General features: G+C 66.0%; 25 protein-coding genes. 8 read left to right on the top strand and 17 right to left on the bottom strand.

From position 1 onward, the window contains the following. Positions 1 to 25 precede the first annotated feature (25 nt). The 3 genes from DT603_RS08965 (at position 26) to DT603_RS08955 (ending at position 2,958) form a co-directional block, all read left to right on the top strand. On the top strand, positions 26 to 688 hold the full coding sequence (locus DT603_RS08965; protein WP_162349541.1) for a DUF4097 family beta strand repeat-containing protein: 663 nt from the start codon (positions 26 to 28) through the stop codon (positions 686 to 688). Positions 689 to 740: 52 nt separating this feature from the next. Next, positions 741 to 2,468, top strand: a complete 1,728-nt coding sequence (locus DT603_RS08960; protein ID WP_162349540.1) for a M28 family metallopeptidase — start codon at positions 741 to 743, stop codon at positions 2,466 to 2,468. Between the two features lie 100 nt (positions 2,469 to 2,568). Beyond that, the gene (locus DT603_RS08955) at positions 2,569 to 2,958 is read left to right on the top strand and encodes an MAPEG family protein (RefSeq protein ID WP_162349539.1); all 390 of its coding nucleotides are present in this window, start codon (positions 2,569 to 2,571) and stop codon (positions 2,956 to 2,958) included. Positions 2,959 to 2,990: 32 nt separating this feature from the next. Here the strand turns inward: DT603_RS08955 and DT603_RS08950 are convergent, their stop codons facing one another. The 6 genes from DT603_RS08950 to oleD all read right to left on the bottom strand — a co-directional run bounded on the left by DT603_RS08950 (position 2,991) and on the right by oleD (position 7,804). Beyond that, entirely contained in the window at positions 2,991 to 3,716 is a 726-nt protein-coding gene (locus DT603_RS08950) for a pseudouridine synthase (RefSeq protein WP_162349538.1), read from the bottom strand. 11 nt (positions 3,717 to 3,727) lie between these two features. Beyond that, the gene (locus tag DT603_RS08945; RefSeq protein ID WP_162349537.1) at positions 3,728 to 4,105 is read right to left on the bottom strand and encodes a hypothetical protein; all 378 of its coding nucleotides are present in this window, start codon (positions 4,103 to 4,105) and stop codon (positions 3,728 to 3,730) included. Positions 4,106 to 4,199: 94 nt separating this feature from the next. Then, positions 4,200 to 5,873 carry a ubiquinone biosynthesis regulatory protein kinase UbiB gene (gene ubiB / locus DT603_RS08940; RefSeq protein WP_162349536.1) on the bottom strand — a complete coding sequence of 558 codons (1,674 nt, stop codon included), beginning with the start codon at positions 5,871 to 5,873 and terminating at the stop codon, positions 4,200 to 4,202. Continuing rightward, positions 5,870 to 6,502, bottom strand: a complete 633-nt coding sequence (locus DT603_RS08935; protein ID WP_162349535.1) for a ubiquinone biosynthesis accessory factor UbiJ — start codon at positions 6,500 to 6,502, stop codon at positions 5,870 to 5,872. The genes ubiB and DT603_RS08935 overlap by 4 nt, the downstream gene beginning before the upstream one ends. 70 nt (positions 6,503 to 6,572) lie before the next feature. Continuing rightward, positions 6,573 to 6,728, bottom strand: a complete 156-nt coding sequence (locus tag DT603_RS08930) for a DUF1328 domain-containing protein (protein WP_162349534.1) — start codon at positions 6,726 to 6,728, stop codon at positions 6,573 to 6,575. Between the two features lie 68 nt (positions 6,729 to 6,796). After that, positions 6,797 to 7,804: a 2-alkyl-3-oxoalkanoate reductase gene (gene oleD, locus DT603_RS08925; RefSeq protein WP_162349533.1), complete on the bottom strand. Its 1,008-nt coding sequence runs from the start codon at positions 7,802 to 7,804 to the stop codon at positions 6,797 to 6,799. 53 nt (positions 7,805 to 7,857) lie between these two features. Between oleD and DT603_RS08920 the strand changes: the two genes are divergently transcribed. Next, positions 7,858 to 8,073: a hypothetical protein gene (locus tag DT603_RS08920; protein ID WP_162349532.1), complete on the top strand. Its 216-nt coding sequence runs from the start codon at positions 7,858 to 7,860 to the stop codon at positions 8,071 to 8,073. Between the two features lie 125 nt (positions 8,074 to 8,198). On the opposite strand, the gene DT603_RS08915 is transcribed toward DT603_RS08920, so the two are convergent. The 6 genes from DT603_RS08915 to DT603_RS08890 form a co-directional block, all read right to left on the bottom strand. Continuing rightward, positions 8,199 to 8,558 (bottom strand): endonuclease domain-containing protein, encoded by a 360-nt coding sequence (locus DT603_RS08915; protein ID WP_162349531.1) that lies wholly within the window; start codon positions 8,556 to 8,558, stop codon positions 8,199 to 8,201. A 174-nt stretch (positions 8,559 to 8,732) separates the two neighbouring features. After that, positions 8,733 to 10,382: an olefin beta-lactone synthetase gene (gene oleC, locus DT603_RS08910; RefSeq protein ID WP_162349530.1), complete on the bottom strand. Its 1,650-nt coding sequence runs from the start codon at positions 10,380 to 10,382 to the stop codon at positions 8,733 to 8,735. A 33-nt stretch (positions 10,383 to 10,415) separates the two neighbouring features. After that, positions 10,416 to 11,327 (bottom strand): alpha/beta fold hydrolase, encoded by a 912-nt coding sequence (locus tag DT603_RS08905; protein ID WP_162349529.1) that lies wholly within the window; start codon positions 11,325 to 11,327, stop codon positions 10,416 to 10,418. A gap of 66 nt (positions 11,328 to 11,393) precedes the next feature. Beyond that, positions 11,394 to 12,410, bottom strand: coding sequence for a 3-oxoacyl-ACP synthase III (locus tag DT603_RS08900; RefSeq protein ID WP_162349528.1), 1,017 nt, complete (start codon positions 12,408 to 12,410; stop codon positions 11,394 to 11,396). 157 nt (positions 12,411 to 12,567) lie between these two features. Continuing rightward, entirely contained in the window at positions 12,568 to 12,888 is a 321-nt protein-coding gene (locus DT603_RS08895; protein ID WP_162349527.1) for a DUF4156 domain-containing protein, read from the bottom strand. A gap of 270 nt (positions 12,889 to 13,158) precedes the next feature. After that, a complete protein-coding gene (locus tag DT603_RS08890; protein ID WP_162349526.1) occupies positions 13,159 to 16,032 on the bottom strand; it encodes a M16 family metallopeptidase in 2,874 nt (957 codons plus the stop codon). Between the two features lie 103 nt (positions 16,033 to 16,135). On the opposite strand from DT603_RS08890, the gene DT603_RS08885 reads away from it, so the two are divergent. The 4 genes from DT603_RS08885 to DT603_RS08870 all read left to right on the top strand — a co-directional run bounded on the left by DT603_RS08885 (position 16,136) and on the right by DT603_RS08870 (position 19,038). Further along, positions 16,136 to 16,852: an SDR family oxidoreductase gene (locus DT603_RS08885; protein WP_162349525.1), complete on the top strand. Its 717-nt coding sequence runs from the start codon at positions 16,136 to 16,138 to the stop codon at positions 16,850 to 16,852. Positions 16,853 to 17,222: 370 nt separating this feature from the next. Beyond that, positions 17,223 to 17,612, top strand: a complete 390-nt coding sequence (locus DT603_RS08880; protein ID WP_162349524.1) for a hypothetical protein — start codon at positions 17,223 to 17,225, stop codon at positions 17,610 to 17,612. Positions 17,613 to 17,699: 87 nt separating this feature from the next. Then, positions 17,700 to 18,197, top strand: a complete 498-nt coding sequence (locus DT603_RS08875; protein WP_162349523.1) for a tRNA (cytidine(34)-2'-O)-methyltransferase — start codon at positions 17,700 to 17,702, stop codon at positions 18,195 to 18,197. 256 nt (positions 18,198 to 18,453) lie between these two features. Beyond that, positions 18,454 to 19,038, top strand: coding sequence for an OmpO family porin (locus tag DT603_RS08870; protein ID WP_162349682.1), 585 nt, complete (start codon positions 18,454 to 18,456; stop codon positions 19,036 to 19,038). Between the two features lie 247 nt (positions 19,039 to 19,285). Here DT603_RS08870 and DT603_RS08865 read toward each other — a convergent pair whose 3' ends face one another. From DT603_RS08865 to DT603_RS08845, 5 genes are all read right to left on the bottom strand, one after another. Then, entirely contained in the window at positions 19,286 to 20,311 is a 1,026-nt protein-coding gene (locus tag DT603_RS08865; RefSeq protein ID WP_162349522.1) for an NAD(P)H-dependent glycerol-3-phosphate dehydrogenase, read from the bottom strand. 94 nt (positions 20,312 to 20,405) lie between these two features. Beyond that, positions 20,406 to 20,921, bottom strand: coding sequence for a protein-export chaperone SecB (gene secB / locus DT603_RS08860; protein ID WP_162349521.1), 516 nt, complete (start codon positions 20,919 to 20,921; stop codon positions 20,406 to 20,408). A gap of 116 nt (positions 20,922 to 21,037) precedes the next feature. Further along, the gene (locus DT603_RS08855) at positions 21,038 to 21,472 is read right to left on the bottom strand and encodes a rhodanese-like domain-containing protein (protein ID WP_162349520.1); all 435 of its coding nucleotides are present in this window, start codon (positions 21,470 to 21,472) and stop codon (positions 21,038 to 21,040) included. Positions 21,473 to 21,629: 157 nt separating this feature from the next. After that, the gene (locus DT603_RS08850; protein ID WP_162349519.1) at positions 21,630 to 22,058 is read right to left on the bottom strand and encodes a hypothetical protein; all 429 of its coding nucleotides are present in this window, start codon (positions 22,056 to 22,058) and stop codon (positions 21,630 to 21,632) included. Between the two features lie 30 nt (positions 22,059 to 22,088). Then, positions 22,089 to 22,562 (bottom strand): YiiD C-terminal domain-containing protein, encoded by a 474-nt coding sequence (locus DT603_RS08845; RefSeq protein ID WP_162349518.1) that lies wholly within the window; start codon positions 22,560 to 22,562, stop codon positions 22,089 to 22,091. Positions 22,563 to 22,571: the final 9 nt, after the last annotated feature.

Here is a 22,571-nt window from a genome sequence, read left to right as displayed (position 1 = left end):
GATCACCCAACAGAGGAAACTCCCCATGTCCCCACGTCGCACTGCCCTGTTCCTCACCCTGGCGCTGTGCATCGCGCCCGCCTTCGCCGCCGAGGACATCTCCAAGGTCAATGGCAGCATCAGCGCCGAGGCCGGCCAGGCCTATGGTGACCTGGAAACCGTCAACGGCAGCATCCGCATCGCCGGAGGCGCAACCACCCAGGACGCCGGCACCGTAAACGGTAGCATCAGCGTCGGCGACAAGGCCACGGTCGGCGCGCTGGAAACGGTCAATGGCGGCATCAGGCTGGATCGTGACGTCACCGTCAACGGCGGCCTGGAGACGGTCAACGGCAGCATCTTCGTGGACCGCGGTGGCAAGGTGAAAGGCGGCGCGGAAACCGTGAACGGCGCGATCGGACTGGTGGCCACGCAATTGGGCGGGGGCATCGAGACCGTGCGCGGCAATGTCACCGTCGGAGTCGATTCGCATGTGGCCGGCGGGCTGCGGGTGCAGAAGCCGACCGGCATGTTCAACATGGACAAGAAGAAGCCACAGCGCATCATCATCGGCCCGCGTGCCGTGGTCGAAGGCCCGCTGGTGTTCGAGCGCGAGGTGGTGCTGTACGTCCACCGCACCGCCAGGACCGGCAAGATCACCGGCGCCACTGCGCGCAGCTTCGACACCGATACCGCACCGCAGGACTGAAGCGAAGGCCGGACAGGCTAGAATCCGGGGTTCCTGAATCGAGGAATCCCGGATGCGATCCCAGTTACTGCTTTCCATTGCCATGCTTGCCGCGCTTGCTGCCTGCAAGCGCGATGGCGAAACGCCCGCGACCCCGGCCGCCGCGCCGAGCGCGCCTGCCGCCCCGGCCGCGCCCGCCCACGCTTTCGCCAATGACATCAACGCGACCGATTTCGCCGAGCTGGTGAAGACGCTGTCTTCCGACGAATTCGAGGGCCGCGGCCCGGGTTCGGTGGGTGAGGACAAGACCGTCGAATATATCCAGGCGCAGATGCAGCGCATCGGCCTGAAGCCGGGCAATGGCGACAGCTATTTCCAGGACGTGTCGATGGTCGAGACCACCGCCGACACCGGCACCGTGCTGAAGCTCGACGCCAACGGCAAGACCCGCGAGCTCAAGTTCGGCAGCGAGATGGTCCTCGGCACCCGCACCGGCCAGCCGGAAGTGAAGGTGCAGGACAGCGAACTGGTGTTCGTGGGCTATGGCGTGGATGCGCCGGAGCAGCAGTGGAACGATTACGCCGGCCAGGACTGGAAGGGCAAGACCGTGGTCATGTTCGTCAACGACCCGGGCTTCCATGCCGATGACGCCAAGCTGTTCGAAGGCAAGCGCATGACCTATTACGGGCGCTGGACCTACAAGTTCGAGGAAGCCGCGCGCAAGGGCGCCGCCGCCGCGTTGATCATCCATGACGATGCCGGCGCCAGCTACGGCTGGGACGTGGTGAAGAACTCCTGGTCCGGCGCGCAGTACGACCTGCCTTCCAAGGACGACCCGGATGCGCGCATCCCGGCGCAGGGCTGGATCACGGCCGACGTGGCGAAACAGCTTTTCGCCGATGCCGGGCTGGACCTGGCCCAGGCGTACAAGGACGCCGGCAAGCGCGGCTTCAAACCCGTCCCGCTGAAGGCCAAGGTGTCTTTCGACCTGAAGAGCACGATCAGCGAGAAGAAGTCGCGCAACGTGGTCGGCGTGCTGCCCGGCAGCGAACGTCCCGACGAAGCGGTGCTGTACATGGCCCACTGGGACCACCTGGGCAAGCACGAGGGTGAGGCCGGCGACAACATCTACAACGGTGCCATCGACAACGCCACCGGCGTGGCCGGCATCCTGGAGATCGCCGAGGCCTTCGCCCACCAGGATCCGAAGCCACTGCGTTCGCTGGTATTCCTGGCCGTAACGCTGGAAGAGTCGGGCCTGCTGGGTTCCAAGTATTACGTCGCCCATCCGACCTTCCCGCTCGCCAAGATCGCCGGGGTGATCAACATCGACGCCATGTCGGTGGCCGGCAAGGCCAGGGACATCACCGTCACCGGTTTCGGCAGCTCAGAGCTCGAGGACATCCTCAAGCCCATCGCCGCCGCGCAGGGCCGCACCTTGCATGGCGAATCCTCGGTGCAAAGCGGCTACTACTTCCGTTCCGACCACTTCAACTTCGCCAAGGCCGGCGTGCCGGCGCTGTATGCCGACGGCGGCGAAGACCTGGTCGAAGGCGGCGCCGAGGCCGGCAAGGCCGCAGGCGAGGACTACGGCAAGAACCGCTACCACAAGCCTGCAGACCAGTACGACGCGGCCACCTGGAAACTGGACGGCACCGTCGATGACCTCACCGCACTGTATGGCGTGGGCAAGGAACTGGCCGCGGGCGACACGTGGCCGAACTGGTACGCCGGCAATCCGTTCAAGGCCGCGCGCGACCGGATGATCCAGGCCAAGCCGGTAGCCGCCGCGGCCAAGTAAGCCAGCCGATCGCGGAAACGAAGGAACGGCGCCGCAAGGCGCCGTCTCTTTTTTGCATGCACTTCGGCTAGGCTAGCCGCATCTTCCGACTGGAACGAACATGGCCATTGCCTACTGGTGCATCCTGCTCGCCGCATTGCTGCCCTATCTGTGGGTGTCGGTGGCCAAGCGCTCGGGCGAACGCTACAACAACCGCGACCCGCGCGACTGGCAGACCAAACAGACCAACCCGCGCTCGCAGCGCGCGCACGCCGCGCACCTCAACGGCTTCGAGTCGTTTCCCGCTTTCGTCGCCGGCGTGCTGATGGCGCAACTGGCTGGCGTCAGTCCGATGACCATCAACCTGCTGGCCATCGTCTTCGTCGTCGCCCGTGTCCTGCATGGCGTGTTCTACATCAACAACGTACAGGCACTGCGCAGCCTGGTGTGGTTCGTCGGCTTCGCCAGCGCCATCGCATTGATCGTGATGGCCGCGCTGAAGATCGGCTGACATTCACTTCGCAGGAGCGGGCCTGGCCCGCCCTACACCAGGGTTTCGTCCCAGCCGAACAGCGCGAACACCTTGCGCCACTCCGCATCCAGCGGCGCGATCGCCGCGATGCGCTGGCCACTGGCCGGGTGGGTAAAAGACAGGCGCGAGGCGTGCAGCAGCATCCGATGCACGCCGCGCATGCGGAACTGCAGGTTGTGGCGGCCATCGCCGTGGCTGGTATCGCCGATCATGTGGTGGAACGCATGTTTCAGGTGCCGGCGGATCTGGCGGAAGCGGCCGGTCTCCAGCTGGCAACGCAGCAGCGCATAGCGCGAGTTTTCGAAACCGTTCGACGGCACCGGCAGTTCGCCGGTGGCCAGGCGCTGGAAGTGGGTCACCGCCGGCTTCTTCTCCGGCTTGCCGGGCCCGCCGTCGAGCGCATGGTCGATGGTGAACGATGCTTCGGGCCAACCACGGCACACCGCCAGGTATTCCTTGACGAAATCCTGCGACATCAGGTTCTTGCCCAGCGCGCTGGCAGTCTCGCGGTCGAAGGCCAGCAGCAGGCACCCACTGGTGGCGCGGTCCAGCCGGTGGATCAGGAAAATGGGTTTGCCGAACTGCTCGCGCAGGCGGTCGGCGGCGAAATCGGTCTCGCCGCGCGCCAGCTTGCTGTCATGGACCATCAGCCCGGCGGGCTTGTCGATGACGGCAAGATGCTCGTCGGCGAACAGCACACCCAGTGACTGTTCGCAGGCAGGGGCCGGGGCGTCCATGGTGCGGCTCCCTACCTCAATCCGTGCCGCAGCCACCTGACCGCCTCGGCTTCATGGGTGAAGACGCGCGCACAGATGCCGGCTTCGACCGCGAACAGTTCGCAGTATTCGATCGTCTGCAACCCGTTGGGCTTGACGTGCGCGACCCGGAACTGGTCCAGCGGGCCTCCCTTCATGATCTCGACCACTTGCCGCCATTGCTCTTCCGACAGCGCCGCGCCGCGCATCTCGTCCACCAGCAGCAGCGCCGCAGCGGGCCGTCGGCGCAGTTCCGCCTCGATGGCCCGCCAGTAGGCCAGGGTGTTCTCGAGCGTGCCGGGACCGCGCACCCAGGCTTTCAATCCAGCCACATGGCTGGAGAAGGTGATGCTGTAGGGATCCTGGCTCATCGGTGGAGGTTCTGCGGTCGCGAGGCGCGTTGCGGAACCGCAAGGCGGACGGGAGGCGTCATTGCGGGGGCAACCGACATCGGAACAGGCATCGTCAACGCCGTGGCCACGCCGCCAGCAGCGCCCACAGCCCGCCCACGCCCGCAATCCACGATGAGGCCGGAATCCCGAAGAACCGCGGTCCGCCCGCTTCGAATCCATACAGCACCGCCGCCACGATCAGCAGGCCGGTGCCGAGGATGGCGGCGACGATGCGCCGCTGCATGCCCTTCATGGTCGCGGCCAGTTCATTGAGGTCGCGCGAGCGCAAGGCCAGCTCATGCTTGCCTTCCACCTGCTGCTTCAGCCAGGCATGCACCAGCCGCGGCATGTCAGGGGCGTGGGTCATGATCTCGGGCAGGCGCTTGCGCAATTCCTGGGCGGCGCGCTGCGGGCTGTAGCGATCCAGCAGGATGCGTTCCAGCACCGGCTTGGCCACCGCCCAGATGTCGAGCTGCGGGTCCAGCTGGCGACCGACGCCTTCGATGTTCAGCAGGGTCTTCTGCAGCAGTATCAGTTGCGGCTGCAAGGTCAGCTCGTACTTCTGCGCGGTGCGGAACAGCTTGATCAGCACTTCGGCCAGCGAAATTTCCGACAGCGGACGGGTGAAGTACGGCTCGCAGACCGAGCGCGCGGCCGCTTCCAGTTCGTCGATGCGCACGGTGGCCGGCATCCAGCCTGCTTCCACGTGCAGCTCGGCGATGCGCCGGTAGTCCTTGTTGAAGATGGCCATGAAATTCTCGGCCAGGTAATACTGATCCTGCTGCGAGAGCTGGCCCATGATGCCGAAGTCCAGCGCGATGAACCGCGGGTTGGACTTGCGCGCCGGGTCGCTGTCGACCCAGATGTTGCCGGCGTGCGCGTCGGCGTGGAAGAAATTGTCGCGGAACACCTGCGTGTAGAACACGCGCACGCCCTTGGCCGCCAATGCCTTGCGGTCGATGCCGGCCGCGTCCAGCGCGGCGATGTCATCGGAGGGGATGCCATGCACGCGCTCCATGGTCAGGGCGCGCTCGGCACTGTGGCTCCATACGATCTCGGGCACGTACAGGTCGTCCGAATCCAGCCACATGCGCCGCATCACGCTGGCGTTGCCGCCCTCGCGCTGCAGGTCGAGTTCGGCGGCCAGCGTGGTTTCGATCTCGGCGACGATCTCGCGCGGGCGGATCTTGTCGGCGCTGGGATGGGCGCGGTCGACCACCGCGGCGACCGAATTGAGCAGGGCGATATCGGCCTTGATCTGTTTCTCGATCTTCGGCCGCAGCACCTTGACCACCACGTCCCGCGACACCCCATTGGCGTCGGGCAGCAGCGTGGCCGCATGCACCTGGGCGATCGAGGCTGATGCCAATGGCGAGGTATCGAAGGAGGCGAAGGCCTCGGTCACCGGCATTCCCAGGGCCTGCTCGACGATGGCGCGTGCGGTCTCGCCATCGAACGGCTTGACCCGGTCCTGCAGCTGCGACAGTTCGTCGGCCACGTCCGGCGGCACCAGGTCGCGGCGGGTCGACAGGATCTGGCCGAACTTCACGAAGATCGGACCCAGCTCCTGCAGCGCCAGGCGCAGGCGCGCGCCGCGCGACTGGGCGGCGATGGTGGCCGAGGCACGTGGCACGAAGGGCCGTGCCAGCTTCAGCCAGCGCTCGGCCGGGGTGTCTTCGAACAGGTCGTCCAGACGGTAGCGCAACAGCACCCGGCCGATCTTGCTGGCCCGCAGGGCGGCCTTCATGCCCGGCTTCCGTGCAGGCGATCGACCTTGGCCTGCAGGCGATCGACGTCATCGCGCAGGGCGTCGACGTCGTCGTGGAAGGCATTGAGTTCGGCGCGCCCGACCACGTCGCGTGATTCCTCGGTGACGAATTCGGCCGCGTTCTGGGCCAGGTTGCCGCCGACGCTGCGCAACTGGCGCAAGGCGCCACGCGCGGCGTTGGCAATCTGCACGCCGATGATCTCGCCAAACACGGCCACGAAGGGTTGCTGCCAGTCGGGATCGAAACGGTCGGCCAGGGTCTGCAGGCGGCGCGCCAGTTCGGCGTCCCCCGAGACACGCACGCGGCCTACGGGTGCGACGTTGTCCTTGCGCAGGAACGGCAGCTGGCCAAGCAGGCCACCCAGCGTGGTGCGCACGGCGAGGTCGGGTTCCTGGTTCGCATCCACCGGGCCGACCACCAGCCGGTCGCCGGCGACGGTCACCTGCAAAGCCAGTGCAGGCGCGTCCAGGGTCAGTGCCACCTGTCGGCCATCGAGAGGCTTCAGCGCCTGCAGCGTATCGGGATCGAGCGCGAGGGCGCGATTGAGTGCGGACTCAAGTGCGCGGCCAGCGAGCGGCTTGAGTGCGTCGAAAGGAGAGGTTGCCATGCGGGGCATTCTACCCGGCAGGCGTAACCAGCCGTCGTCGCTGCCGTGGACAGCGACGACGCTGGCAGGATCAGACTTTCTTGCGCAGGAAGGCAACGATGGCCAGGATCAGGAAGACCACGAACAGGATCCAGGCGATGCTGCTGGCGGCGCCGGCAATGCCGCTGAAACCCAGCACGGCGGCGATGATGGCGATGACCAGGAAGATGACGGCGTAATGCAACATGGGAAGCTCCGGAGGAAGTGGTAAGCCGGGGTGGCTGTGCCGTTCATCATCCTGAGCGGAAGTGTTTTTCAGGTGAGGGCGGCGCCTTTCGATAAAGATTGCTTCAGTCTTGTGAGCCCTTCGTCAAAACTGACGCGCGGCCGGTAGCCGAAGTCGCGCGTGGCCGGCGCCATGTCGTACCAGTGCGTGGTGCTGAGCTGCTCGGCCAGGAAGCGCGTCATCGGTGGTTCGCCTTGCAACGGCAGCACCTTCCACAGCACTTCGCACGCCGCGCCGATGCGATAGGCGGCCTTGAAGGACAAATGCCTGTCGACGCGCGGCGCGCCGGCCGCATCGAGCAAGGCATTGAGCAGCTCGCCCATCGGCTTGGGTTCGCCGTTGGAGATGAAATAGGCACGCCCGGCGCAGGCGGCGCCTGCCGCCAGGTGTTCGAAGGCATCGAAGTGCGCCTGCGCGGCGTTGTCGATGTAAGTCGTATCGACCAGGTTGTTGCCGTCGCCGACGATGCGCAGGCGCCCGGCCTTCGCGCGCGCCACCAGGCGCGGCAGGATCTGCTGGTCGCCCGGACCCCAGATCAGCCGCGGGCGCAGGGCCACGGTGGCCAGGGTCGAATCGTTGGCGGCCAGCACCGCTTTCTCGGCGATGGTCTTGGTGGTGGCATAAGGCGCCTGGAAGTTCTCGCCGTAGGGCACGGTCTCGGCGGTGCCGCCCTCGACCGGATGGGTGGCGCGATGGGTGACGCTGGGGGTGGAGGTGTACACCAGCTTGCCGATGCCATGCCGGCGGCAGGCATCGAGCACGTTCTGGGTGCCGATGACATTGGCCGAGTGATAACTGCCGTAGCTGCCCCACGCCCCCGCCTTGGCCGCATTGTGGAAGATCGCCTCGACGCCATCGGCGGCATGCGTCAACGCGTGCGCGTCGGCCAGGTCTCCCTGCACCTGGCCCACTCCCATCTGCGCGAGCACCGGATAGTTTCCGCGGTTGAAACTGACAACGTGGTGGCCACGCTCGACCAGCCCGCGGCACAGCGCCTGGCCCAGGAATCCACCACCGCCGGTGACAAGGATCTTCATGTGTGCTTGTGCTCTTGACCTGTTGCCTTGCGCGCAGTCAGGGATGGGAGGGAGTGTCGCTGCTGCTGTTGCTGCTGTTGCTGCTGTTGCTGCTGCTGCTGTTGCTGCTGTTGCTGCTGTTGCTGTTGCTGTTGCTGTTGCTGTTGCTGTTGTTGCTGTTGTTGTTGCTGTTGCCGTTGTTGCCGTTGCTGTCGTTGTTGCTGTTGCTGTTGCCTCCTCCCTTGCGCGCAGCGCAGGGGAGGATTGAGGAGGGGTGCTCTTGTTCTTAGCTCTTGTTCTTAGCTCTTGTTCTTAGCTCTTGTTCTTAGCTCTTGTTCTTAGCTCTTGTTCTTAGCTCTTGTTCTTAGCTCTTGGCGCTAGCTCCTGGCTATCACGCCGGTCTAGCTGCCCCTACTCATTTTCCTGCGCCAAGGCCCTGGCTCAATGCCAGATTTACGAGAATATCCTCAAGCACCAACGAAGTTCGCAGCAACACATCATCATTCCAATAGCGCACAACCCGATAGCCCACCGCCTGCAACGCCAAAGTGCGCCGCCGGTCGCAGTCCCCACACTCTAAATGCTGTCCGCCATCCAGCTCGACTATCAGCATCGCTTCGCAGCACATGAAATCCGCGATGTAGCCCGCTATGGGCATTTGCCGTCTGAACTTGAAACCTGCCAATTGCTTCAGGCGGAGATGCTGCCAAAGCCGCCGTTCGGCGTCGGTGGCAGCGTTGCGAAGCTGGCGCGCTCTTCTGCGGAGTTTGTCCATTGGCATCCTGCCTTGGCTGTTCCTCTTGCTACTCCATTCTTGAAGCAAAGCAGAGCCAGATCAAGGGCAACCCCTCCCCGGCCCTCCCCTGCTTCGCAAGGGAGGGAGCAAAGCAACAGCCGTTGCTGCAGAAGTTTATTGCCGCCGGGTCTCCCGCCTTCGAAGGGGAGTGCCTCAGCCCTGCGTCGCCGCCCACGCCGCCAGCTTCTCCCGCCCGATCTTAGCGTTGTGGCGGATATCCACCGGAAATCCCGGGTGCCGCAGGAAGCGGGAAATCCCGGCCGTGTGCGGATGACGCGCCGCAATCTGGCGCAGCTCTTCCTGGATGGCCGAACGTCGCCCGCTGGGCACTCCGGCCTGCAGCTCATAGCAAAGCACGGGCCTCTGACTGCCAACGGCACCAATCCCCACCAGCGCAGTGCGCTTCACGTCCGGATGCGTGTTGAAAACAGGCTCCACCTGTTCCGTATACAAGGGACCTTGTACGGTTTCCACCCGCTGCGTCTTGCGCCCGCAGAACCACAGCCGGCCCTGCGCATCGAAATAGCCCACGTCGCCCATGCGGTGCACGATGCGTTCGCTACCGCCGGCCGGCGATTCGCTGATCTTGGCCGCCCGCGTGGCTGCGTCGCGGTTGAAGTAGCTGTCGGTGGCGGTAGGGCCGGCGACGGTGATCTCACCGACACTCCCCTGCGGGACGGGCGTCGTATCGGCCCACTGCGCGATCGGCGCATCGTCGATCGCGATGATGCGCACTTCATTCGGCGCTACCGGCCGGCCGACGCAGGTACCCGCGCCGTTTTCTGTTTCGGCACGGGTGTCCTGCAGCTCGCGGCCTTCGATCACCGCCACCGGCAGGCATTCGGTGGCGCCGTACGGGGTCCAGAACTGTGCCTCTTCCGGCAACAATGCGCGGATGCGTTCGACCACGTCCGGCGGCACCGGCGCGCCGGCGGAGGTCACGCGCTGCACGCCAGCGAGCTTTTCGCCGTGATCGGCCAGCACCCGCATCAGCGCCGGCGAGCCGAACAGCTGGGTCACGCCGAACTGGTTGACCGCATGCAGCAGCTTGCGTGGATCGGCGCTGGCCGGACGGGTCGGATCCATGTCCGGGATGATCGAGGTCAGCCCCAGCGCCGGATCGAACAGCGCGAACGGCGGGAAGGTCGGCAGGTCGACGCCGCCGGGCTGCATGCCGAAGGCGTTGCGCAACAGTTCGACCTGGGCGACGAAATGACGATGCCGGTAGACCACGCCTTTCGGCACGCCGGTCGAGCCGCTGGTGAAAAGAATGCCCGCGGTCTCGTCGGCCGCGGTGTCGGCCAGTTGCGCGCCGGCGCCGCTGCCGGCGCGTTCGACCTGGGCCAGCGTGGTCCCGCCCCAGCCCAGGCGCGTGCCCACGGTCACCAGGCGTGTGGCGCTGCGGGCCCAGCCCAGCACCAGACGCGCGACGTGGGCCAGTGGAATGCCGATGAAGGCGTCGGCCTGCGCCTCATCCAGGCACTGCTTCAGTGCGCGCCGGTCGATGCCGGGATCGACCAGCACCGGCACCGCGCCGGCCTTGAACAGCGCGAACATCAGCAGGAAGAATTCCGGCGAAGGCCGCACCATGACCACGGTGCGCGTGCCGCGGACGATGCCGTGCATGGCCAGGCCCGCGGCGAGGGCATCGCTGCGTGCATCCAGAGCGGCATACGTCAGGGCCACGTCGTAGCGCGCCAGGCCGTCGCTGCCGCGTGAGCCGGGGCAACGGATCGCGACCTGGTCGGGACGCTCCCTGGCCAGCGACGGCAGCACGGCGGCGATATTGCAGGTTTCAGTCATGGGCGGATTCCAGGCGCTTGCCGTTCCGACGTTTCATGCAGCCTGCAGGGGGTTCGCATCCAGGAATCGGCGGATCGCCGGGACCAGTTCGGCCTGCTTGTCCTCGAGCACGTAATGCCCGGCATCGTCGAAGGCGGTGACCTGCGCATTGGGCAGCGCCTTCTGGAAGCCGGCCAGGAAGTGCCGGTCGAACACGAAGTCCTTCAGGCCCCAGCCGATGAAGGCGGGGCGGTCGGCGAACTGCGGCAGCCGTTGCCCGGCCGCTTCCACCATTGCCCAGGCCCTGTCGCCCGGATGCAGCGGGATGTCCTGCATGAAGCGCAGCGTGCTGATGCGGTGGGCCCAGCTGTCGTAAGGCGACACGTAGGCGCGGCGCACGTCGGCCGGCATCTTCGATTCCACGCCCTGGTACGAGGCGCCGCTGGAGAACGCATTGAAGGCGCGGATGATGAAGGCACCGAACTTCGAATCGCGTCCCAGCGACAGCTGCCAGGGCATCTTCTTCGCATTCGGCAAAGGGAATGCGGCCGTGTTGGTGATCACCAGCCGCCTGACCTGTGCTGCATGCGTCAACGCCCAGCCGAAGCCGATCATGCCGCCCCAGTCATGCACGGCCAGGGTCAGCGGGCCGTCGATGCCCAGGTGCTTGAGCAGCGCGGCCACATCGTCGACCCGCGATTGCAGGGTGTAGTCGTAGGCACGGTCATCGGGCTTGTCGGAAAAGCCCATGCCGATGTGGTCCGGCACGATGCAGCGGTAGCGTTTTGCAGAAGCCGGGTCCGTCAGGCCCGACACCAGGTTGCGCCAGTAATAGCTCCACGACGGGTTGCCATGCAGCATCAGCACCACTTCGCCGTCGCGCGGACCTTCGTCGAGATAGCTCATCGACAGGCCGGGCCGGACTTCGAAACGCTGGGGCGTGAAGGGATAACCGGGAAGATTCATCGGGTGCCGCCGCCTGTAATGAAAAGGGCCGGCGAACCGGCCCCCTGGAAACTGATGTCCGTCCGCTTACCAGACCACTTCGGCCATCGAGCAGTTCAGGCCCGAACCGATGCCGAGCAGGGCGATGCGGTCGCCCTTCTTCAGGCGGCCCAGCTGCTTGAGCTTGCTCAGCACGATCGGCACGCTGGCCGGGCCGATGTTGCCGTGCTCGCCGAAGATGGTCAGCACTTTCTTGGGGTCGATGCCGAAGGCCTTGATGAAGGCCTGGGTATGCACCTGGCTGACCTGGTGGATGACGAACTGGTCCAGCTCGTCCACCGCCCAGCCCAGGGCGATCTTGGCCGCGACGAAGGTCTTCTGCGCCAGCTTCAGGCCTTCGATCAGCAGCATGCGGGTGTCGGTGACCATGCGGTCCAGGTTGCCGCGGCACAGGGTGTTCCACTGGGTGGCGGCCTTGGTCACGCCGCCCTTGTAGCGCGGGGCGTCCGGGGTCAGTTCGCTGCGCGACATGACCATGGCTGCGGCGCCGCAACCCAGGGTCAGGGTGGCCAGTTCGCTGCGGAACTGTTCCTCGGTGACGTCAGGCGACTGCATGCGCTCCAGGGTCATCTTGTAGGCGAGATTGGCGGTTTCGCCGTCCACGACCAGGGCATAGTCGATCTCGCCGCGTTCGAGCATGCGGGCGGCGATGTCCATACCATTGATAAAGGCCAGGCAGGCATTGGCGACGTCGAAATTCTGGCAGTCCTCGCCCATGCCCAGGTTGCCGGACACGATGCTGGCGGTGGACGGTTCCAGGTAGTCGCGGCTGACCGAGGTGTTGACCAGCAGGCCGATCTGCCCGGCAGTCACGCCCGCGTCTTCCATCGCCAGGCGGGCGGCCAGGGTGGCCACGTCGGAGGCTTGCTGGTCGTCGTCCCAGAGGCGGCGCGCGTGGATGCCGGCGATGTCGCCCAGCACGTCGGTGCGGATGCCCAGACGGTCCATGGTCGGCTGCAACTGTTCGTTGATGGCCTTGGAGGTCAGGGTGTGCGGCGCATCGATATGCGCCAGTCCCGCGATGGAGACGTTCTGGAAGAGCATCTAGGTAGGCGCCGAGGCTGGGCGGAGGGCCGACAAGGGTACCGGCTTCCGGCCCTGATCGCACGCCTGGGCCTGTGAAACTGAATGCGTGGTCGCAGGACGGGCACGCCCGGCCTGGTCCCATGCCCGTGACCCTGCGCGCGCAGGGCCGTCCGGATCAGCGTCCGCTGCAGCGATAGGCGGCGAAACGCTGGGCGCCATCGGCGGGGTCACCCAGGGGCTGCACCGCGTTGGCCTGGATGCCGGGGGCCTCGTTGCGGGCCAGGGTTTCCAGTTCGTCACGGACCCGCAGCGCGTTGCGTTCGTAGAAGGCCACGCTGTCCTTCACCGACACCGTGACGTCGCCACGCTTTTCGCAATCGGCCGGCGCCGCGCCGGGGGCGAGTACGCGCACGCCGCCAGCTTCGGGTGCCATCTGCACCCAGGTACACGCGGAAAGCAGCAGGACCAGGGAGGTGGCGATCAGGGGCAGGCGCATGAGGGAATCCTGTAGGCGGTGGCGGCGGAAGCGCGCTGGAGTATGTGCAGGGTGGTCTGAACTTGGGAGGAAGCCGGGCTTGTTCCCCTGCCCACTTGGCACAGGCGAACGCCAGCCTGTCTCCTCCCTTGCACGCGCAGCGGGCAGGGGAGGCCGGGAGGGGTGCTTTTCGCGCGGTAGCGGCAACCCAGGATCGGCCGAGACAGCACCATCAAGATCATGAGCAACCCCTCGCCATCCCTCCCCTGCTTCGCAAGGGAGGGGGCGGGCTTACTTCGCCGGCGCGACCGGCTTGCCGTCGGCATCCAGCACGGTGACCTCGCCCAGCTTCAGCGCACGCATCGGGGCTTCGACCTTGGACAGGTCGCCCACTACCACGTACATCAGCGAGCCGGGCACCAGTGTCCTGGCTGCGGCAGTGACATCGGCCGGGGTCATCGCATCGTTGCGGGCCTTGTACTGCACGATGTAGTCGTCCGGACGTCCGTAGCGCAGGTTGCTGCTGATCTGCGCCTGCACGGCCGAGGCCGTTTCGTAGCCGCCCGGCAGGCTGAGCGTGTTGCTGGCGCGGATCTTGGCGATTTCGGCCGGGGTGGCCGGCTTCTGGCCGCTGGCGAAGGCGGTGATCTCGCTGCGCAGCTCGTTGGCCGACTCGGCCGTCTTGTCGGTCTGCACCGCCGCCGAGGCGAACCACGGGCGCTGGCCCTGGGTGTTGCTGGCGTTGCTGTAGGAACCGTAGGCCCAATGCTTGTCCTCGCGCAGGTTGCTGTTGAGGCGCGAGGTGAACTCGCCACCCAGCACGCCGTTGGCGAAATCGAAGTCGATGGTGCCGGCATCGCCGGTCGACGGGATCAGCTGGCCGACATAGACGTTGGACTGGGTCGCGCCTGCCTGGTTGATCAGGTAGACGTGGTTGGCCGCGGGCGCGGCGACCGTCGGAATGGCCGGCAGCGCGGGGGCGTTGGCAGGCGTCTTCCAGTCACCCAGGCGCTGCTCCAGCAACGGCAGGATCTGCGTCAGGCTGGTATCGCCGACCACCACGATGCGGGCCTTGTCCGGCTGCAGCCAGCTGTCGTGGTACGCCACCAGGTCCTCGCGGCGCAGCGAGGCAATGGAAGCCTCGGTGCCGCTGCCGGTGAACGGGATCGCGTACGGGTGGCCCTGTCCGTACAGCAGCGGCGGCATGATGCGCATGGCCGCGGTCTGCGGGCGGGCCTTCTCCTGCTTGATGCCGGCAATCCAGGTGGCGCGCACGCGCTCCACTTCCTCCGGTGCGAACGTCGGGCGGCGCAGCACGTCGGCCAGCAGGTCCAGCGACTCGGGCAGCTTGTCGCTCAGGGCCGACAGGCCCACCGATGAATAATCCAGTCCGGCCCCGACCCCGATCTGCGCGCCCAGGTCTTCCTGGCGTGCGGCCAGTTCCAGGGCGGTGTAGGGACCGGCACCGTCATCGAGCATCTGCATGGCGAAGTTGGCGGTACCCAGCTTCTTGCCGACGTCGGCCGAATAGCCTCCCGGGAACTCGACCGAAAGCTGCACCACCGGCGTTTCGTGGCGTTCGGCCAGCACCACCTGCATGCCATTGGAGAGCGTGGCCCGTTCCAGCGCGGGGAACTTCAGCGCGGGGAACGAGGTGGTCTGCGGCACGCCCTTGCTGCGGTCGATGCTGCTCTTGACTGTCTTGAATTTGGGGTCGACCGCGGGAATCCCGGCGGGGGTTGCGGCAGGCGCGGCCACGACCTTTTCCGGCAGCGAAGAGGCCGGCGTTTCGCTCGGCTGCACCAGCAGCGTGTGCGAACCGACACCCAGCCATTTTTTGGCCACGGCCTGCACGGCGGCGGGCGTGGCCGCATCGATATCGGCCAGCTCGGTCTTGTAGCAATCGGGCTTGCCGGCATAGACGGCGCACTGTGCCAGCACGTCGGACTTGCCGCCAAAGCCGCCGATGCGCTCGATGCCGCGCACGAAGCCGGCACGGGTGGTGACCTTGGCGCGTTCCAGTTCGGCCGCGCTCGGACCTTCGCTGATCAGGCGCTGCAGCTCGTCGTCCATAGTCTTCTCGACCTTGGCGGCGTCGACGCCGTCCTTGACCGTGGCGACCAGGAAGAAGGTGCCGCTCAGCTCGCTGCTCCAGGCATAGGCGCTGGCGTTGTCGGCGATCTTGTCGCCGTGCACCAGCCGGGTGTCGAAACGGGAAGAGGCGCTGCCGCCGAGGACCTCGGCGAACAGATCCAGCAGGGTGGCGTCCTTGCTGCCCAGCTCGGCCACCGGCCAGGCGCGGTAGATGCGCACCTGCGGCACGCGGTCGGGCACGGTCTCGCGGGTGTCCTGCTCGCGCCTGGGGATATTGGTCGGCATGTCGGCCAGCGTGGCGCTGGCGGGGATGTCGCCGAAATACTGCGTCACCTTCTGCCTGGCGGTCTTCAGGTCGATGTCGCCGGCCAGTACCAGCACCGCATTGTTGGGGCCGTACCAGCTCTTGAACCAGGTTTTCACGTCATCCAGGGTGGCGGCATCCAGGTCGGCCATCGAGCCGATGGTCTGCCAGCTGTAGGGATGTCCGGCCGGATAAAGTGCCTCGAAGATCTTGGCGCTGATGCGCCGGCCATACGGCTGGTTCTCGCCCTGGCGCTTTTCGTTCTGGACCACGCCGCGCTGCTCGTCCAGCGATTTCTGGTCGATCGCGCCCAGCAGGTGGCCCATGCGGTCCGATTCCATCCACAGCGCCATGTCCAGCGCCGTGGTCGGCACGTTCTGGAAGTAATTGGTGCGGTCCTGGTTGGTGGTGCCGTTCTGGTCGGTCACGCCGACCAGCTCGTAGGGTTCGAAGTATTCGGACTTGTGGTTCTCGCTGCCTTGGAACATCAGGTGCTCGAACAGGTGGGCGAAGCCGGTGCGGCCAGGCTGCTCGTTCTTGCTGCCGACGTGGTACCACAGGTTCACCGCCACGATGGGCGCCTTGCGGTCGGTGTGCACGATCACGCGCAGGCCATTGGGCAGGGTGAACTCGTCGTACTTGATCTGGATCTGGCTGCTGCCGGCGGGCTTTGCCTGGGCCTGTTGCGGGGAAACCGCCAGCCCGGCGAGCGCAGTGGACAGGGCGACGGCAAGCAGGGCGGCACGCGGACGACGGGACAGGCGCATCAGGTATTCCTTATATAGAAGGTGCAACGCAGCCGCCGATGCTAGCGGCCGCGGCCGCTGATTACACTAGGCCACAAGGCATGGTCGCCACGCAGGGGCTTTCATGGAACGCGATGCGAACGCGCAACGTTGCCTGGTGACCGGGGCCAACCGCGGCCTGGGGCTGGCGCTGGTGCGGCAACTGCTGGCACGCGGCGGGCGCGTGATCGCCACCTGTCGGCAACCCGGCAAGGCTACGGTCCTCAATGTGCTGGCCGGGGAATATCCCGGCCACCTGCACGTGGCGCCACTGGACGTGGCCGAACCCACGAGCCACGCGGCGCTGGCCCTTGAACTGCCATTGCTGACCGACGGTGAGCCGCTTGACCTGCTGGTCAACAATGCCGGAGTGCTGCACGGCGGGGAGCGCTATGGAAGCGTGCAAGCCGTGGACCTGGAAGCCAGCTTCCGCACGCATGCGGCCGGGCCTTTCCTGCTGACCCAACGCGTGTCGCCCCTGCTGGCTGACGCGGCGCGCGTCGTCAATATTTCCTCGGAGTTGGGGTCAATCGCACTGCGTCGTGAATTCCGCAGCCCCAGCTATGCGATCGGCAAGGCAGCGCAGAACATGGCCACTGTATTGCTGTCCCACGCGCTGCGCACACGCGGCATCGTGGTGGTGGCCTTGCATCCGGGCTGGGTGCGAACCGACATGGGCGGCGCCAGCGCCCCACTCGATCCACAGGCATCGGCCGCCGCCCTGCTGGAAGTCATCGCAGGGCTGCGCGCCGAGGATTCGGGCACTTTCCTCGACTGGCAAGGCAACACGCTGCCCTGGTAAGCCGCTCAACCTTCCGCGCCTGAAGCGCATCCCAACTGGTGGTCCTGACCTATCGGCAGCGAACCCCCTGCAGCCAGCGTGTGACCCAATTCAAGCGGGCAATACCTCTGCCTTGCAGCGGTGCGCCCGTGGACACGGACACACATCCGGACGTTGCGGACACTCATTTTTCGGAAATAAGCCAATAAAATCAATAAGTTGATATTGGCACGCCGCATGCTTTACTCATTTCGAGCACAAAAGCAACAAGTCAACCTGACCCGCAGCTGAATAGCACAGCAAAAGTTTGAAGTTGTGCTTGACCAATCTGATTAGGTGTACTACATTACTACCACACCACACAACAACGACACTAATGAGGCCCAACACCATGAACACCAAGACCTTCCTGCCGCTGACCGCCGCCGTCCTGTTTGCCGTTTGCTCCGGTTCCATGCTGCTTGCCGCCAAGACCCATTCCGCCGACTCCGTGACTGCCCACGCCAACGCCCAGCCTGCCGCCAACATGAAGATCGTCGACCTGCCCACCGTCACCGTGCAGGCCACTGCCGAAGAACTCGCCTTCTATCATGCCAACCGTATCGTCGACCTGGCCACCGTCACCGTGCGTCCGTCCGCCGAAGACTGGGCCTCGCTGGCCCGCGAACAGGCCAACCGTATCGTCGACCTGCCCGCCGTCACCGTGCGTCCTTCTGCCGAAGACATGCAGCAGGTTGCCGTCGGCACCGTCGCCCTGGTCGAGCAACTGGCAACCCGTTGAACGTTGCGTTGGCGACACCCGCAATGGAATGACCGCTTCACACATCGCCCAGGCCCATGCACGGTACTGCACCGTAGAATCCCAGCGATGAGCAACAACAACACGCAAGCAAGCACGCTGGACCTGGACGTGCTTTTGTACGAGCCGGAAATACCACCCAACACCGGCAATGCGATCCGCCTTTGTGCCAATACCGGCGCACGGCTGCACCTGATCAAACCACTCGGCTTCGAGTTGGAAGACAGGCAGCTTCGACGCGCGGGTCTGGACTACCACGAGTACGCCGCGCTGCACGTCCATGACACGCTGGATGCCGCCCTGGCCGCGATTGCCCCGAAACGGTTGTTCGCCCTGAGCACCCGGGCCACCCAACGCTACGACCTGCCCCGCTATGCGCCGGGCGATGCCCTGCTGTTCGGGCCCGAGACCCGCGGCCTGCCTGCCGAAGTCCTGGCCCGGTTACCGGCCGACCAACGCCTGCGCCTGCCCATGCGACCCGACAATCGCAGCCTGAACCTTTCCAACAGCATCGCCGTGGTCGTGTTCGAAGCGTGGCGCCAGCAGGGTTTCCCTGGCGGCAGCTAGCGCAACTGAAGCGGTGCTACACAACCCTTGGTCCCTGGCGACCGAGGTAAGCCGCCGCCTCGGCGTCCCGATGGCCTTTGACGTCAGGCCTGACCAGCTCCCTCCACGAAGTTCCCACGCTGGTCCGCTAATTTATGTACCGGACAGTTTGATATTCAGTGGGCATTGCGGGACTTTACGCATACTTCACAAACCGGCTGCGAACGGCATCGCCCCAGCGCTGGCTAATAACCATAAATCCATGAGGCCCATTGAAATGAAGAAATCCTTGCTCGCTTTTGCCCTGCTGGTCGCCACGCCGTTCGCTGCGTCTGCTGCCGAGGGTATTTCCTACAATTACGTCGAAGGCGGCTACACCGCGACCAACCTGGACGGTGGCGCAGATTCCGACGGCTGGGGCCTGAATGGCTCGGTCGCCATCGCCCCGAATTTCCATGTCTTTGGCGGCTACACCCAGCAGGATTTCGACAGCCAGAATTTCGGCTACGACCAATGGCGCCTGGGCGTGGGTTACAACCACGAGATCTCAAAGAATGTCGACCTGGTCACCCGCGTGGCCTATGAAAAGTTCCAGGTTGATGACTTCAGCGTGGGCGGCGTGCGCTTCCCGGGCGACAACCTGGATGGCTACAGCGCCGAAGTCGGCGTGCGCGGCGCGTTGACCCCGCACCTGGAAGGCTACGCCATGGCCGGGTATGAGGACGGCAGCGACTACGACGGCGATTTCTATGGCCGGCTGGGGGCGCAGGTGAAGTTGAACCAGAACTGGGGCATCAGCGGTGACGTGAAATTCGCCGACAACGACACCCAGTGGCTGGTCGGTCCGCGCTTCACCTGGTAACACGTTCACCTGGTGATACGTCCAGGCTGGTATCAACTGGCTGGTACTGCGTAACGCGACGCGACCCTCTCTCTCTCCGCGTCGCACCTGAGCCCGGCCTAGCGCCGGGCTTTTTTTGTTCTTGCAGAAGCTCGGGGCAGAGGCCTCTCGCGGACGCAGACAAGACCCGCGGGCAGGTTCGCCTTCCGCCTTCCTGCTCCCTGCTCGCTGCTCCCGGTCGACGAGGACTGCTCCGCAGGGGCCGCAGTCAATCCTTGAACAGGGTTTCCGGGTATTCGGGCTTCTGATCGCGGGCCAGGAGTTGTTGCAGGCCGGCGGCGGGCGTCAGCTCGCCGTGCAGCACGGCTCGCACAGCAGCGGAAATCGGAAGGTCGATGCCGTGGCGCTCGGCCAGGCGCATGACCTCGTCGGCGGTCTGCACGGACTCGACCACCTGGCCGATCTCGCGCACCGCATCGGCCAGCGACTGGCCACGTCCCAGGGCCAGGCCCAGGCGACGGTTGCGGGACAGGTCGCCGGTGCAGGTCAGCACCAGGTCGCCCAGGCCGGCCAGCCCCATCAGGGTTTCCGGCCGGGCGCCGATGGCCGCCGACAGGCGCAGCATTTCGTTCAAGCCGCGGGTGATCAGCCCGGCCCGCGCGTTCAATCCCAGCTCCATGCCATCGGCCACACCGGTGGCCACGGCCAGCACGTTCTTCATGGCGCCACCCAGTTCGGCACCCACCATGTCATCGCCCGTGTAGGCGCGGAAAGCCGGCCCATGCAGGACATCGGCCACCCGCTGGGCGAATTCCGGATCGCTGCCGTGCACGGTCAGCGCCGTGGGCAGGCCCTGCGCGACTTCCTTGGCGAACGAGGGCCCGGTGACCACGGCCAGCGGCACTGCGGGACCGAGGATGCCTTCGGCCACTTCATGCAGGAACCGCCCGGACCCCGGCTCAAAGCCCTTGGTCGCCCAGGCCACGCCGGCCGCGGCCGGGCGCAGCGGCGCCAGAACCTGCAGCGTTTCGGTAAAGGCATGCGAGGGAACGACCACCAGCACCAGCTCGGCGTCCTGCAGCGCTATGCCCAGGTCGGTGGTCGCGCGCAGGGTTTCGGGTAGCAGGATCCCGGGCAGGTAGCGGACATTTTCATGGCCGCGGTCGATGACCGTGGCGGCCTGTGCATCACGGCCCCACAGCACCACCGCATGGCCGTGGCGTGCCATCAGCGCGGCAAGCGCGGTGCCCCACGAGCCGGCGCCCAGCACCGCGATCTTCAAGGATTCAGCCAAGTGCGTGTCCCCCTGCAAACAAAAGCGGGCCAGCAAAGGCCCGCCGGATCGCCAGCTCTCGCTGCGATTCAAACACAGGATGCGGGTGCAACGCTCAGACGTTGCCAGCCGGTTCGACGTTGGCCAGCTCGCCCTGGCCGCCCTGTTCCGCACGCTGGCGCAGGGTTTCGGCGTACAGGCCGTCGAAATTGATCGGCTGCAGGAAGAACGGGGGGAAGCCGCCGGCCTGGATCAGGTCGCTGAGCAGCTGGCGGATGTACGGGAACAGGATGTTCGGGCACTGCGTGCCGAGCAGGCCGTCGATCGCCTGCGGTTCCAGGCCAACCAGTCCGAATACGCCCGCCTGCTGCACTTCGGCCACATAGGCGGTCTTGTCGCCGGCCTTGCAGGTCAGGGTCACGGTCAGCACGACTTCAAATGCGGTGTCGTTCAGGCGCTGCACGCGCTGGTTGAGGTTGAGCTGCAGCTCGGGCTGCACGTTCTCGCTGTAGATCGCCGGCGCGCCGGGCACTTCGAACGACACGTCCTTGACGTAGATCTTCTCCACGGTGAAGGCGGGCGCGGTGGCTTCGGCAGGAACGGCGGCGCCGTTGGTGGTTTCGTCGGACATGAACGTACTCCGTGTGGATCTGGGTGGAAAGAAGAGAAGGTGCAAACAGGAGCGGGATTATCCCATGGGATGGCGGCGCGGCCGGCCCGCTTCAAGGGCGGCGCCCGCGCGCCCGATCAGCGGCCCTTGACCAGCGGCAGGTCGGCCTGCTGCCAGGCGGCGACGCCGCCATCGAGCCAGTACACCTGCTCGAAGCCGGCCTTCTTCAGGCGCTTGGCTGCCCCGGCCGAGGCCTGGCCGCTGCGGCATACCATCACCACCGGCAGCGACCTGGCGGCGGCAAGCAGCTTGTTCTCGGGATCGAACTGGCTGGGCGCCACGTTGCGGCTGCCCGCTATGTGTCCCTTTTCGAAGTCGGCGCTGGCCGACAGGTCCACCACCAGCGCGTTGTCGCGATTCATCAACGAGGTCAGCTCGGCGGGGCGCAAGGCCTTGTAGCCACGGAACAGACGGGCGATCTCGGTGACCACGATGGCCAGGGTCAATCCGGCCAGGGCCATCGACAGCAGAGGCGAGGAACTGGCGAAAGCCTGCAATTGTTCGAAATTCACGGTATGGGCAGCTGCAAAACGGGCCGCGATTGTCGCATATGCAAGCGCGCGAGTCGGCCGGCGCCCGGAGCGGCGGTCCGCCGGTCAGCCCGGCCGCGCGGCCTGGTGCTTGTGTTCCGCGCTGACCCGCGTCCGGGCAACCGCAACGGGTCGGCGCTTATTCCCCGTCCCACAGGTCGGGCAGCCCGACCACCAGCCACCAGCGCTTGGCGTCGGCATCCCAGCGCCACTGCTCGCGGTAGCGCAGGGTGCGCTCGGCCATGGTGTGCTTGTTGATGACCCGCAACTCCACGTTGCGGGTCACGCTGCCGTCGTCGGCCAGGCTGCTGTTGCGGTCGGAATAGCCCGAAATCTGCACCTGCTGGTAGCGCTCGAAGGCCAGTTCGCTCATCGGGTGGGCCTGCCGGTAGGCGGGGTCCACCAGCTCCCAGGCCTGTTCGAACTCGCCCCAGCGTATCGCCGCCGCATAGGCCGCTTGCATCGCATCCAGCTGGCCGCCCTTCTTGCGCTTGGCCAGTGCGCCGGCTGGCGCCGCGATCACCAGTGCAAGCATCAGTACCGCCAGAATCTTCAGCCAACCACGCATGTCGCACCCCTCTTCTGCATGCGCTGCATGCTAACCGTTCGCGATGGCTACATAGCGGCCGGCCAGATCGGCCATGACGTCGCCTTCAGGCAAGGTCATCCGCGCCTGCAGGTGGATGCGCGCGCGCCCCCGCTGGGCAAGGGTGGCCAGGAAGGCCTCCCACGACTGGCCCGGCGCCAGTTCGGCTTCCGCGTGCAGGTCGGCGTACAGCGGCTTGAGGTAACGCACGCTGCTGTCGGCGACGAACACATCGGCGCGCACCCCGGCCTGGCGCAACTGCAGCGCCACCAGCGCCCAACCGGCATAGGTCATCAGCGAGGTCATGCTGCCGCCGAAGGCACTGCCCTTGTCGTTGAGGTTGGCCGCCAGCGGCGCTTCCATCCACAGCCGGTGGTCGTCGGCGCCGACGATGCGGGCCTGGATCGCAGCCAGCGGTGGCAACGCGCGGGTCACTGCGCGCAACTGGTCCAGCGCAACCCCGGTATCCATGGTATCGACCTGCATCTGAGATGA

It is taken from the genome of Pseudoxanthomonas gei, assembly GCF_010119615.1.
GTDB lineage: Bacteria > Pseudomonadota > Gammaproteobacteria > Xanthomonadales > Xanthomonadaceae > Pseudoxanthomonas_A > Pseudoxanthomonas_A gei.
Note: the sequence above shows the minus strand (reverse complement) of the source record. Positions and strands in the feature narration are given on the sequence as shown.